Raw genomic sequence first — 12897 nt, 5'->3', positions numbered from 1 at the left:
GGGCGCCCGGCGCGGACCTGCCTTCATGCTCCGCCCGGCAGGGCCGGCGCGGGCGACCGCGCGCGCGGTGAGCCCGGGCCCGACCTCCCGCGCGGCCACGACCGTGACGTCCTGCCCGCCGAGGTCGCAGCGCTCCAGCCGGGCGCCGTGCGCGGCGACGACCTCGGCCGCGAGCGCGCACGGGTCGCCCCCGCCCGGGCCGTGCCACCGCTGCGCGGCGGCGATCGCGGCGAGGTCGGCCGCCACCTGCGCCGTCCCGCGGGCGGCGACCACCCGGCCGAGGGACGCCGCCCCGACGACGAGCACGAGGACGACGGCGACGAGCCCCAGGCCGAGCACCGTCCCCGACCCGCGCTCGTCCCGCAGCCGCCCGGCGGTCCTCGGGCGGACCCGGTGGCCCCGGCCCCGGCCCCGGCGTGCGCTCACCGGCCGGTCCCCGGCTCGACCCACGCCCGCGCCGCAGCCGCCGCGCGCAGCCCGCTGAGGCCGGGCACGTCCGAGGCGACCTGCCGGCTCACCCGGACCTCCACCCAGCCGCCGTCCTCGGCCACCGTGACGTCGGCCTCCGGCCCGGCGAGCTCGCGCGCCACGGCCGCCACGACGGCGGCCGGCTCCCCGATCGCCGCCGCCCGGGCGGCGGCCCGCGCCGCGTCCGCACACCGCACCTGACCGAGGACCGACGCCCCGAGGGTGAGGCACACGAGCAGGACGACGACGACCGCGGGGAGGAGGAGCGCGAGCTCGGCGGTCACCGAGCCGCGCTCCTCCCGGGCGCGCGGTCGGTGCGGACGCCGCCCCGCACCGGCGCGCATCTCACCCCACCTGCAGGGCCTGGCGGATGATGCCGAGGAGGAAGCCGCGCACCTCGTTGCTGCGCAGGATGAGCAGGAGCAGCCCGGCGAAGCCCGCGGCCGCCAGGGTGGCGATCGCGTACTCGGCCGTCGCCATGCCTGCCTCGGCCGTACGCCGCAGCGTGCGCCAGCGGGTCTCCAGCGCCCGTCGCGCGGTTCGTGCCCAACGCATGATGCTCTCCCTTCGTCGGTCGGCTGCCTGCCAGCCGGCTCGGGCCCACTGTGTGTCCCGCGGCGCGGGGCCCGCCGGGCCCGGACCCGCTGTTGTGGGCGGCGGTGGCCCGGCGCCGCGCTGTGGGCCAATGGCGCACTCAGGGGCCGAGGAGCGCCCCGACTCCGGAGAGCAGCACCGGCGCCATCGCCAGCAGCACGAACGCGGGCAGGAAGCACAGCCCGAGCGGCAGGACGAGCCGGGAGGCGAGCCGCTCGGCAGCCTCCTGGGAGTCCCGGCGGCGCCGGGAGCGGATCGTCGCCGCCGCCTGCCGTACGAGCGGGTAGGGGTCGACGCCGTCACTCCAGGCCGGCTCCAGGGCCTCGGCGAGCGGGAGGAGCTGCGGCGGGCACGGCTCCCACGCCTCCCGCCAGCCGCCGCCGAGCCGCAGCGAGGCACCCGCCGCGCGCAGGGGCCCGGCCGCGGGGTCGGGCGCGACCGCGGAACCGAGGGCCTCGAGGGCGCCGGGGACCGACGTCCCGGCGGCGAGGGCGACGTCGAGGAGGTCGAGCAGGACGGCCGGGTCGCACTCCTCGGCCGCCACCACCCGTCGCGGGCGGCGGCGCCCCGGGCGCTGAGGGCCGGGGCGGGGCGCCGCCCACCCGGCCGCCGCGAGCAGCGCGAGGACCACGAGGAGCACCGGGCTCACGGCAGGGACCTGGCCGGCAGTCGCGCACGGCGGGCCGCGCGTCGCCCACCCGCGCCGGACGGCCGTTCCGCGGCGCCGACGAGCGCCCGCGTCCAGCGGCGGCCCGCGAGGAGCAGGCCGAGCCCGAGGAGCACGCTCGCCGTCCCCCAGCCCCCGTCCAGCGCCGCTCCCCACGGGTCGGCGCCGAGCCCCACGCCGAGCAGCAGGCCCAGGAGCGGCAGACCGGCGAGGATGCGGGCCGTCGAGCGAGGGCCGGCGAGCGCGACCCGCCGGGCGTCGCGGGCCTGCTCGGCCTCGGTGAGCGTCGCGGCGCACCGGTCGAGCACGGTGGCGAGCGGCGCGCCCAGCTCCTCGGTGAGCCGGTCGGCGGCGACCACGGTGCGCACGGCGCCCGCGGTGCGCGGGTCGCGCGCACACCGGCGCTCGAGCCGGACGAGCGCGTCGCCCGGCTCCCCGCTCGGTCCCAGGGCACGGTCGACGGCGTGCGCCCAGGCCTCCGCCGGCGGGGCACCGGCACGCAGCCTGCTCGCCACCTCGGTGACGACGACGGCGAGGTCGGGCGGGCGTCGCCGCCGCACCTGCGGCAGCCGTACCGGGCCCACGGGGCGGGTCCACCCGGGCGGGGGACGGCCCGGCACGCGGGCGAGGACGGCGAGCGCGGTGAGGAGGAGCGCCAGGGCGGGACTCACGGCGACTCCCGGCGGTCGAGCCGGTCGGCGAGCGCCGGCCACGCCGGGCCCTCGCGGACCTCGCCCCGGGGAGTGACCCGCAGCGCCGTGTCGCACACGAGGTCACCGTCCCGCCGGGTGAGCACGCCGATCTCCGTGAGCCGCCGGGCGCCGTCGGTGCGGCTGACGTGGAGGACGGCGTCGAGGGCGCTGACCGCCTGGACCGCCACGGCGTGCTCCCCCAGCCCGGCGAGCGACCCGAGCGCGAGGAGCCGGGCGGGGACGTCGGCCGGGGCGTTGGCGTGGACGGTGGCCCAGCCGCCGTCGTGGCCGGTGTTGAGGGCGCCGAGCACCTCGCGGACCTCCGCCCCGCGGCACTCCCCGAGGACGAGCCGGTCGGGCCGCATCCGCATCGCCGCCCGGACGAGGTCTGCCATGTCGACCCCGCCGACGCCCTGGACGTTCGGCCGGCGCACCTGGAGGTGGACGACGTGCGGGTGGTCCGGCCGCAGCTCCACGGCCTCCTCGATGCACACGATCCGCTCGTGCGGTCCCACGGTGGACAGCAGGGCGGCGAGCAGCGTCGTCTTGCCGGCCCCGGCAGCCCCGCTGACGAGGGCGTTCGCCCGGGTGGCGACGAGTCCGCGCAGGACGTCGGCGAGCGCCGGGGCGACGGTCCCACCCGCGACGAGCTCGGCGACGGACAGCGCCCGGCCGCGCTGGGTGCGCAGGCTGATGAGCGTGCCGTCGGCGGACAGCGGCGGCAGGACGGCGTGGAGCCGGGTGCCGTCGGGCAGGGCGCCGTCGACGACGGGACACGCCTCGTCCAGCCGCTGCCCGCACGCCGCGGCGAGGCGGCCGGCCAGGGCCCGCACGTCGGTCTCCTGCCCGAGGTCGAGCCCGGTGCGGACGAGACCGCGACCGCGGTCGACCCACACGCCGCGGGGACCGTTGACCAGGACGTCGGTGACGCTGTGGTCCTCGAGGAGGTCCTGCAGCGGGCCGGCGCCGACGAGCTCGGCGCGGGCCCTGGCCTCGAGGTCGAGCAGCGCCCGCCACCCCTGCGCGGCCACCGGCGCGCTCGCCGCCACCGCGCTGCCCACGGTCACGCCGCGCGTCGGGGCCCGGGCGAGGGCGGCGCGCAGCTCGGGGACGGTGGTCACGAGGCCAGTCCGAGCGGGCGCAGGAGGCGCCGCGCCGTGGCCAGGAGCGGGCCGCGGCGCTGGTCGCCGGGCGACAGCCCGCGCTCGACGCCCGCCGTGAAGGCCCGCTCGGGACGCATCACCGCGCCGAGCGGCAGCCCGGTGGCCTCCGCGACGTCGCCGGGCAGGAGGCTGCCGCTCGCCGGCCCCCGGACGACGAGGTGGGCCGCACGACCAGTGAGCCGGCCCGCCGCCGCGGCCGCGGCGGCCGCCGACCGGGTGTCGCAGCCGGTGACGAGCACGACGGCGCCGCACAGGGTCAGCCAGTCGGGCGCGGCGTCCGGGGCGAGCACGGCCCGCGGCAGGTCGAGGACGACGGCGTCCGCGGCGCGGGTGAGCGCGGCGACGGCGTCGAGCGCGACCTGGTCGGCGAGGGCGACCCCGCCGCGGACGTCGGAGGACAGGACCCGCACGCCGTGCCAGGTCGGCAGCGCGGCCACGAGCCGGTCCGGCGGGAAGCCCCCGCGCTCCCCGAGCACGTCCGCCCAGCGTGGCCCGGCGTCGTGCTCGATGCCGAGGAGGACGTCGAACCCGCCACCGGCGGGGTCGAGGTCGACGAGCGCGCTCGTGTGCCCGGCGCGGACGGCCAGGCGTGCCGTGGCGGCGGCGAGCGCCGAGGCACCGACGCCGCCGACCGCGCCGACGACGCCGACGACGCGGGCCCGGCGCGGTGCGGCCGCCCGCCCGAGGAGACCGAGCAGGGTCTCGGCGTCCTCCGGCAGGTGGAGCATGCCCGGCTCGGGGCCGAGCTCCACCACCTGGGTGGTCCCGGCGGCATGCACCCAGGAGGGACCGACGGGGTCGGTCCGGTCGTCGACGAGGACGGCGGCGGCCGGCGGGTCGCTCCCGGGTGGCAGGACGTCGAGCGCGAGCCCGGCGAGGGCGCACAGCCGGCGCACCCGCTCGACGACGTGCCGGTCGCCCGACCGCAGTGCTGCCCGCTCGTTGCCCATGGTGCCCCTCCGCCTCGGCTCGCTCCGAGGATCCCCCGGGGCGGGTCACCGACGGGCGCGGCGCGGCGCCCCTGGGGAGCGCCGCGCCGCGGGCGTGTGCTGGGGACAAACCCCGACCGCCAGGAGCGCGGGCCGCCTCCGCAGGCGGCCCGCGGCCCTACCGCGTGGGCGAGGTGCGGTCGTACCCGGGAGCGGTGTCGTCGTCCTCCGGCGGGAGCGGGTTGCGCGCGAGGAAGGTGACCGCGACGACGAGCCCGCCCCAGATGACGAGCATGGCGATGATCATGGACGTGATGGCGAGCGGGGTCATCGACCCACCTCCTGGAGGACGGGCGGCTCGGGCGTGAACTCGTCCACCGGACGACGCCACGGGACGAGGGTGAGGAACACGGCCGCGACGACGATGAGGCCGACGGTGCCCCAGCCCGCGATCGTGAGGAAGGTCCACGGGTAGTCGCTGTAGGGCTCGGCGAACAGCGTCCGCAGGCTGGAGACGAGCATGCCGAGCAGCGCGAGCGGGACAACGATGCCCACGAGCAGGCTCCACCACCGGCCGACGTGGCCGGTGGACACGGCGTTGAGGTGGGCCCGCAGCTCGCTCAGCTTGCGGGCGCCGAGCGTCACGACGATGCAGGTGAGGATCGCCGAGACGACGACGCCCACCTCGTTGGTGTACTTGTCCACCGTGTCGAGGATCGCCAGGCCGGAGGTGGAGGAGTACAGCGCGAGAGAGATGACCGCGGCGAACCCGCCGATGTAGACGGTCGCCTGGACACGGCTGAGCCCGAACTTCTCCTGGAAGGCGGCGGAGACCACCTGGAGGATGGAGATGAGGGACGTGAAGCCTGCGAGCGTGAGCGAGGTGAAGAAGAGGATCCCGAAGATCGGCCCGCCCGGCATCATCGACACGATCTGCGGGAACGTCGCGAAGCTGAGCATGACGCCGGTGAGGTTCTCCAGCTCGCCCACCCCGATGCCCTGCTGGGCGGCCATGTACCCGAGCGTGGCGAAGACGCCGATGCCCGCGAGCAGCTCGAAGGAGGAGTTGGCGAACGCGACGACGAAGCCGGTGGGCGTGACGTTCGAGCGGCGGCGCAGGTAGCTCGAGTACGTGATCATGATGCCGAAGGCGATCGACAGCGAGAAGAAGATCTGGCTGTAGGCGGCGATCCACACGTTGGGGTCGCTCAGCGCCTCCCAGTTCGGGGTGAAGAAGGCGTTGAGGCCCTCGGCGGCGCCCTCGAGGAACAGTGCCCGCACGACCATGATCGCGAAGAGGATGACGAGCAGCGGCAGGAAGATCCGGTTGACCCGCTCCAGGCCGCGCGCCACGCCCAGACCGAGGACGAGGAGGGTGATGACCCACAGGACGAGCATCGGCCAGAAGATGCCGCCGACGAAGTCGGTGCTCAGGCCGGGGCCGCTGTAGCGCAGGAAGTCGCCGATGAGGAAGCCGGTGGGGTCGTCGCCCCAGGCGAGGTCTACGGAGAACCCGATGTACCGGATCGCCCAGACGATGATCACCGTGTAGTACGTCGCGATGACGAAGGAGATCGCCACCTGGAACCAGCCGAGCGGCTCGAACCTGCGGCCCAGGCGGCGGAAGACGGTCGGCGCGGAGCCGCGGTAGCGGTGCCCGAGGGAGTAGTCGAGCAGGAGGATCGGGATACCCGCGGTGAGGAGGGCGACGATGTACGGGATGAGGAAGGCACCCCCACCGTTCTCGTAGGCCACCCCGGGGAAGCGCCAGATGTTCCCGAGCCCCACGGCGGAGCCGATCGCCGCGAGGATGAAGCCGTACTGTCCCGTCCACTGCTCGCGGGCGGGCGCGCTCGTCCGTTCTGTCATCGCTACCCCTCTCGATCGCCCACCGCGGCCGGTGGTGCCCGCGAATGTAGCCATAGGCGACCGTTCACGCCGAGAGTAGGTCTCACCTGGTGGACACGAGAGGGCGGAAGTCCCAGGCCCGGGCTCCGGTTAGGCTCGGGCGGGGAGGCCCTGTGACACGCACACCACGCCCGGCGGCGTTCTTCGACCTGGACAAGACCGTCATCGCCGGCTCGTCGTCCTTCGCGCTGTCCCGCGCCTTCCTCGACGGCGGCCTGCTCACCCGCACCGGGGCGCTGCGCGGGCTGCACGCCCAGCTCGGCTACCTCTCCTTCGGCGCGGACCACGACCAGACCGAGCGGATGAAGGACCGCCTCGCGAAGATCTCCCACGGCTGGGACGCCGCGCACACCGAGGCGGTCGTCGCGGCCGCGCTCGAGGAGTACATCCGGCCGGTCGTGTACCTGGAGGCGGTCGAGCTCATCGCCGCCCACCAGGCCGCCGGGGAGGACGTCGTCATCGTCTCGGCCTCGAGCGAGGCGGTGGTCCGGCCGATCGCCGGGCTCCTCGGCGCGGACCACGTCATCGCCACCCGTCCCGTCGTCGCCGACGGGCGTTTCACCGACCGGCTGGAGTTCTACGCCTACGGACCGACGAAGGCGAGCGCGATCCGTGAGCTCGCCGAGGAGCGCGGCTACGACCTCGCCTCCAGCCACGCCTACAGCGACTCGATCACCGACCTGCCGATGCTCGAGGCCGTCGGCCGCCCCGTCGCGGTCAACCCGGACCGCGCGCTGCGTCGGCACGCCGCCGCCAACGGCTGGCAGGTCCGGGACTTCACCCGCCCCGTGCGGCTGCGCCCCCGGCGCCGGGTGCCCGTGGCGGCCGCCCTCACGCTCGCCGCTGCCCTCGCTCTCGTGCTCGCCCGGAGGACCGGCCGGCGACGGGCCTGACCCCTCTCGGCGCGCCGCCCCGCGCCTCCCGGCCCTCTCTCGCTACGTTGAGGACCGCAGACCGAGGAGGCCGACGTGTCGAACCAGCCCAGTGAGCGCGAGAACCCCTACGAGCCGGCCGAGCCCCCGGGCACGGACCAGGCAGGCCGCCCGGCCGAGCCGGACAGCCCCTACGAGGAGCCGACGGCCGTGCAGCCCGCCGTGAACGACGAGCCGGCCGAGGACACCGCCGCCTACGACCCGGCGCCGCCCGAGGACACCGCCGCCTACGACCCGGCGCCGCCCGAGGACACCGCCGCCTACGACCCGGCGCCGCCCGAGGACACCGCCGCCTACGACCCGGCGCCGCCCGAGGACACCGCCGCCTACGACGCCGCGCCTGCCTACGACGCCGTGCCGGCCGACCCGGCCCTGTCCGGGCCTGGGCCCGAGCCACGGTGGGACGAGCAGGACACCCGTCCGGTCCCGGCCGAGGGGCCCGAGCCCGGCCGCGACGTCGACCCGGACTCGACCGTGACGAGCACCTTCGACATCCGGGAGGCCGGCGAGCCCGGCGTCCACGAGGCCGAGCGCCCCGTGCCCCGCTCCGGCCTGGCCGAGCACCACAGCGCCGGCTACCTCACCGGCGAGCGCCGTCCCGTCGATGAGGCCGCCCCCACCACGCAGGTGCCGCTCGCCGCCGACGAGACGCCCACGACAGCCGACGACGACGCCCGCGACGAGTCGTCGGGCGCCTGGATCGGAGGGGCCGGCGCCGCCGCGACCACCTCGTCCACCCCGGCCGCCGAACCCACGGGCCGCAGCCGCCGCGACGTCGTCCTCGACGGGACGACGGCCGTCACCCGCCCGCCGTCGCGGGCCGGCGCGCACGTGCTCACCATCCTCGTGACCCTGCTGCTCACGCCCGTGGCCTGGTACCTGCTGGCCGACGCCGGCGCGCGCCTCACGCTGCCCGCCCGCAACCCGTGGGACACCGGCAACCTCAACATCGCCGCGCTGCTCGAGCTCGCCGGGGGCCTCCTCGTGCTCGCCGTCGTCCTCCTCGCCGCGCGGTGGAGCTCGGTGGGGGCGATCGTCACCGGCATCCTCGTCGTCGTCCTCGGCGTGCCGTTCCTCGCCGCCCCGACGTGGACGCAGGAGATCCTCGAGCCCGTCGTCACCTGGCTGGACCGCTTCGGCGACTTCGGCGGGAACGTCGCCCACCACCTCGTCGCCTCCGGCGCCACCGGCCGGCTCGTCGTCACCGGCCTCACCCTCGTCCTCGTCGGCGTCGTCTCCCACGGCGCGCGCCGCAAGGGCCGCCGGGAGGTCACCCGCGTCGTCGAGACCGCCTGAGACCGGCGACGAGAGGGCCGGCGCGGGGATTCCCTCGCACCGGCCCTCTCGCGTTCCCAGTGGCCTGGTCAGTGACCGGCGGCGCGCTCGGCGCCTGCCCCCGTCATCGACCGGACCTCCATCTCGGCCTGCTTTGCCTCGTCGTGCTCGTTCGAGGTGACCGAGCCGAGCCAGCCGAGGAAGAAGCCCAGCGGCACGGAGACGATCGCTGGGTTCGTCAGCGGGAACCACGCGAAGTCGACGCCCGAGATCATCGCCGTCTCCGAGCCGGAGACCACGGGCGAGAACGCGATGAGGATCAGCGCGCTGAACAGCCCGCCGTAGATGCTCCACGTCGACCCGCGCGTGTTGAACCGCTTCCAGTACAGCGAGAAGAGGATCGAGGGCAGGTTGGCGCTCGCCGCGATCGCGAAGGCGAGCGAGACGAGGAACGCGACGTTCTGCTCGGCGGCGAGGATGCCGCCGAGGATGGAGATCGCCCCGATGACCACGGCGGTGCGCCGCGCCACCTTGACCTCGTTCTCCGGGGTGGCCTTGCCCTCCTTGAGGACGCCGTTGTAGACGTCGTGGGCGAAGGACGCCGAGGCGGTGATGGTGAGGCCCGCGACGACGGCGAGGATCGTCGCGAACGCGACCGCGGCGACGATGCCGAGCAGCAGGGTCCCGCCGAGCTCGTAGGCCAGCGCCGGGGCGGCGGCGTTCGACCCGCCCGGCGCGTTGCGGATCGTGTCGACCCCGACGAGGTAGGTCGCCGCGTACCCGAGCACGAGGGTGCACAGGTAGAAGAAGCCGATGAGGGCGATCGCCCAGACGACCGACTTCCGCGCGTCCTTGGCGGTCGGCACCGTGTAGAAGCGCATGAGCACGTGCGGCAGACCGGCGGCGCCGAAGACGAGCGCGATCGCGAGGGAGACGAAGCCGATCTTCGTCGTCCCCGAGGTGCCGTACTGGAGCATCGGCTCGAGGATCGCGGTGCCGTCCGGGTGGGAGTCCACCGCCCGGCCGAGGAGCTCGCTGAGGTTGAAGCCGTTGACGGCCATGATCCACACGGTCATGACACCGACGGCGGCGATGAGCAGCACCGCCTTGATGATCTGCACCCAGGTGGTGCCCTTCATCCCGCCGATCATCACGTAGACGATCATGAGCGCGCCGACGACGGCGATGACGGCCGACTGCCCCGCCTTGCTGTCCACGCCGAGCAGCAGCGAGACGAGCGCTCCCGCACCCGCCATCTGGGCGAGCAGGTAGAAGAACGTGATCGCCAGGGTCGAGGTGGCCGCCGCCGTGCGCACCGGGCGCTGGCGCATCCGGAAGCTGAGGACGTCGGCCATCGTGTACTTGCCGGTGTTGCGCAGCGGCTCGGCGACGAGCAGCAGCGCCACCAGCCAGGCGACGAGGAAGCCCACGGAGTAGAGCAGGCCGTCGTACCCGTAGAGCGCGACGGCACCGACGATGCCGAGGAACGAGGCCGCGGACAGGTAGTCGCCGGCGATGGCGACGCCGTTCTGCCGGCCGGAGAAGCTGCGGCCGCCGTGGTAGAAGTCGCCGACCGACGTCGTCGTGCGGGAGACCCGGATGACGATGACGAGGGTGACGACGACGAAGACGAGGAAGATCCCGATGTTCACCCAGGGGTTGCCGACGTCCATCAGGCATCCCCCTCCAGCTCGGCCCGCAGCCGGGAGGCCACGGGGTCCAGGGACCGGTTCGCGTGGCGCACGTAGGCCCACGTGATGAGGAACGTGCTGAGGAACTGGCCCAGGCCGACGAGCAGCCCGAGGTTGAGGTTGCCGACCACCGGCGTGGACATGAAGCCCTCCGCGTAGGTCGAGAGCAGGACGTAGGCCAGGTACCAGACGAGGAACGCGGCGGTCATCGGGAAGGCGAAGGCGCGGAAGCTGCTGCGCAGCCCGGCGAACTCCGCCGACCCCTGGACCGCCCGGAACTCCTCCGGGGTCACCTGGGCCGGCCCCCCGACGCCGGCGGCGGGCGGTGCGCCCCCGTGCGGCTGCTGACCCTTCGGGTCACCTGTCATGTTTCCCCCTTCTCAGTGACACAGGTCACGACGCCGTGACCGACCGGCAAGGTACCAGGGCGCAGAGGGTCGGTGCCCACCCGCACCGCGGAGGCGGATGGGACGAACCGGGCCGGGCGGGTACATTTCGGGGACGTGCCGATGTGATCCCGGCCATAGACGGGGGCACCGGCGATGCTACGAACAACGTCGTCCGGAGGATTGACCATGGCTGACCACACCAGCGCCGCGACCGGTTCCACCGAAGCCGGGGGCCTGGAGAACCTGCTCGTCGAGGAGCGCCGCTTCCCGCCGAGCCCCGAGTTCGCCGCGCAGGCGAACGCCACCGCGGACCTGTACGAGCAGGCCGCCGCCGACCGGCTCGGCTTCTGGGCCGACCAGGCGCGCGAGCTGCTCTCCTGGTCGACGGACTTCACCGAGGTCCTCGACTGGTCCGACGCCCCACGGGCGCGCTGGTTCGGCGACGGTCGGCTCAACGCCGCCCACAACGCCGTCGACCGGCACGTGGAGGCGGGGCACGGGGACCGGGTCGCGATCCACTGGGAGGGCGAGCCGGGTGACACCCGCACGATCACCTACGCCGAGCTGCGCGACGAGGTCGCCCGCGCGGCGTCCGCGCTCGCCGAGCTCGGCGTGCAGACCGGTGACCGGGTGGCGATCTACCTGCCGATGATCCCCGAGGCCGTCGTCGCGATGCTCGCCTGCGCCCGCCTCGGCGCGCCGCACTCGGTGGTCTTCGGCGGGTTCTCCGCCGAGGCGCTGCACACGCGGATCAACGACGCCGAGGCCAAGGTCGTCATCACCTCCGACGGTGGCTACCGGCGCGGCAAGGCGAGCGCCCTCAAGCCGGCGGTGGACGAGGCGCTCGAGCGCGGCGACACCCCCGTGGAGAAGGTGCTCGTCGTGCGCCGCACCGGCCAGGACGTCGCGTGGACCGAGGGCCGCGACGTCTGGTGGGAGGAGATCGTCCCCCGCCAGGGCACCGACCACGCGCCCGTCGACGTCGAGGCCGAGCACCCGCTGTTCATCCTCTACACCTCGGGCACGACCGGGAAGCCCAAGGGCATCTTCCACACGACGGGCGGCTACCTCGTGCAGTCGGCCTACACCCACCGCAACGTCTTCGACCTCAAGCCCGAGACCGACGTCTACTGGTGCACCGCCGACATCGGCTGGGTGACCGGCCACTCGTACGTGACGTACGGGCCGCTCCTCAACGGCGCCACCCAGGTGATGTACGAGGGCACCCCCGACACCCCGCACAAGGGCCGCTGGTGGGAGATCGTGGAGAAGTACAAGGTCTCCATCCTCTACACCGCCCCGACGGCGATCCGCACGTGCATGAAGTGGGGCGAGGAGGAGCCGGGCCGCTTCGACCTCTCCTCCCTGCGCGTCCTCGGGTCGGTCGGCGAGCCGATCAACCCCGAGGCGTGGGTCTGGTACCGCCGCGTCATCGGCGGGGACCGCACGCCCGTCGTCGACACGTGGTGGCAGACGGAGACCGGGGCGATCATGATCTCCCCGCTGCCCGGCGTCACCGCCGCCAAGCCCGGGTCGGCCCAGACGCCGCTGCCCGGCATCGTCGCCGACGTCGTCGACGAGATGGGCGAGTCCGTCCCCGACGGCTCGGGCGGCTACCTCGTCCTCACCGAGCCGTGGCCCTCGATGCTCCGCGGCATCTGGGGCGACGAGCAGCGCTTCAAGGACACCTACTGGTCGCGCTTCCCCGGCATCTACTTCGCCGGCGACGGCGCGAAGAAGGACGCCGACGGCGACCTGTGGGTCCTCGGCCGGGTCGACGACGTCATGAACGTCTCCGGCCACCGTCTCTCGACCACGGAGATCGAGTCCGCGCTCGTCTCCCACCCGACGGTCGCCGAGGCCGCCGTCGTCGGCGCGAGTGACGACACGACCGGCCAGGCCGTCGTCGCGTTCGTCATCCTGCGCGGTGAGGCGGCCGCGGCCGCGAGCACCGAGGGGGCCGAGCAGCACATCGCCGAGCTGCGCGCGCACGTCGCCAAGACGATCGGGCCGATCGCCAAGCCGCGCTCGATCCTCGTCGTCGCCGAGCTGCCGAAGACCCGCTCGGGCAAGATCATGCGCCGCCTCCTGCGCGACGTCGCGGAGCACCGGGCGATCGGGGACGTGACGACGCTGGCCGACTCCTCGGTCATGGAGCAGATCTCCGCCGGAATGGCGACCTAGTCACT

General features: G+C 74.9%; 13 protein-coding genes and 1 pseudogene. 3 read left to right on the top strand and 11 right to left on the bottom strand.

Annotated elements, in window-relative coordinates:
- Nucleotides 1-51 precede the first annotated feature (51 nt).
- The 9 genes and pseudogenes from FE251_RS15900 to FE251_RS00990 form a co-directional block, all read right to left on the bottom strand.
- Nucleotides 52-426 (bottom strand): annotated as a pseudogene (locus FE251_RS15900) (Rv3654c family TadE-like protein); the annotation flags it as partial.
- A complete protein-coding gene (locus FE251_RS01020; protein WP_139947451.1) occupies nt 423-812 on the bottom strand; it encodes a TadE family type IV pilus minor pilin in 390 nt (129 codons plus the stop codon). The pseudogene FE251_RS15900 and the gene FE251_RS01020, both read right to left, overlap by 4 nt.
- A 1-nt stretch (nt 813) precedes the next feature.
- Complete coding sequence (locus FE251_RS16050) at nt 814-1155, bottom strand: DUF4244 domain-containing protein (RefSeq protein WP_407925291.1); 342 nt, start codon at nt 1153-1155, stop codon at nt 814-816.
- A gap of 7 nt (nt 1156-1162) precedes the next feature.
- The gene (locus tag FE251_RS15395; RefSeq protein ID WP_168202609.1) at nt 1163-1711 is read right to left on the bottom strand and encodes a type II secretion system F family protein; all 549 of its coding nucleotides are present in this window, start codon (nt 1709-1711) and stop codon (nt 1163-1165) included.
- The gene (locus tag FE251_RS01005; protein ID WP_168202608.1) at nt 1708-2400 is read right to left on the bottom strand and encodes a type II secretion system F family protein; all 693 of its coding nucleotides are present in this window, start codon (nt 2398-2400) and stop codon (nt 1708-1710) included. Before FE251_RS01005 ends, FE251_RS15395 begins: the two co-directional genes overlap by 4 nt.
- Complete coding sequence (locus FE251_RS01000) at nt 2397-3542, bottom strand: TadA family conjugal transfer-associated ATPase (protein WP_230976491.1); 1146 nt, start codon at nt 3540-3542, stop codon at nt 2397-2399. Before FE251_RS01000 ends, FE251_RS01005 begins: the two co-directional genes overlap by 4 nt.
- The gene (gene ssd, locus FE251_RS15755; protein WP_230976490.1) at nt 3539-4534 is read right to left on the bottom strand and encodes a septum site-determining protein Ssd; all 996 of its coding nucleotides are present in this window, start codon (nt 4532-4534) and stop codon (nt 3539-3541) included. Before ssd ends, FE251_RS01000 begins: the two co-directional genes overlap by 4 nt.
- A gap of 157 nt (nt 4535-4691) precedes the next feature.
- A complete protein-coding gene (locus tag FE251_RS00995; RefSeq protein ID WP_139072753.1) occupies nt 4692-4844 on the bottom strand; it encodes a methionine/alanine import family NSS transporter small subunit in 153 nt (50 codons plus the stop codon).
- Entirely contained in the window at nt 4841-6382 is a 1542-nt protein-coding gene (locus FE251_RS00990) for a sodium-dependent transporter (protein WP_139072752.1), read from the bottom strand. Before FE251_RS00990 ends, FE251_RS00995 begins: the two co-directional genes overlap by 4 nt.
- A gap of 152 nt (nt 6383-6534) precedes the next feature.
- Here FE251_RS00990 and FE251_RS00985 point away from each other — a divergent pair, with 152 nt between their 5' ends.
- Together FE251_RS00985 and FE251_RS15390 are read left to right on the top strand one after the other, a co-directional pair.
- A complete protein-coding gene (locus FE251_RS00985; RefSeq protein ID WP_139072751.1) occupies nt 6535-7314 on the top strand; it encodes an HAD family hydrolase in 780 nt (259 codons plus the stop codon).
- Nucleotides 7315-7389: 75 nt separating this feature from the next.
- Nucleotides 7390-8649, top strand: a complete 1260-nt coding sequence (locus FE251_RS15390) for a hypothetical protein (protein ID WP_168202607.1) — start codon at nt 7390-7392, stop codon at nt 8647-8649.
- Between the two features lie 68 nt (nt 8650-8717).
- On the opposite strand, the gene FE251_RS00975 is transcribed toward FE251_RS15390, so the two are convergent.
- On the bottom strand, nt 8718-10301 hold the full coding sequence (locus FE251_RS00975) for a solute symporter family protein (RefSeq protein WP_139072749.1): 1584 nt from the start codon (nt 10299-10301) through the stop codon (nt 8718-8720).
- Entirely contained in the window at nt 10301-10687 is a 387-nt protein-coding gene (locus FE251_RS00970) for a DUF485 domain-containing protein (RefSeq protein WP_139072748.1), read from the bottom strand. Before FE251_RS00970 ends, FE251_RS00975 begins: the two co-directional genes overlap by 1 nt.
- A gap of 207 nt (nt 10688-10894) precedes the next feature.
- Here FE251_RS00970 and acs point away from each other — a divergent pair, with 207 nt between their 5' ends.
- The gene (acs, locus tag FE251_RS00965; RefSeq protein WP_139947446.1) at nt 10895-12892 is read left to right on the top strand and encodes an acetate--CoA ligase; all 1998 of its coding nucleotides are present in this window, start codon (nt 10895-10897) and stop codon (nt 12890-12892) included.
- Nucleotides 12893-12897 lie beyond the last annotated feature (5 nt).

The sequence above is a fragment of the Georgenia wutianyii genome (assembly GCF_006349365.1).
GTDB lineage: Bacteria > Actinomycetota > Actinomycetes > Actinomycetales > Actinomycetaceae > Oceanitalea > Oceanitalea wutianyii.
The sequence above is the reverse complement of the archived record's forward strand: the minus strand, read 5'-3'. Positions and strand labels throughout refer to the sequence as shown.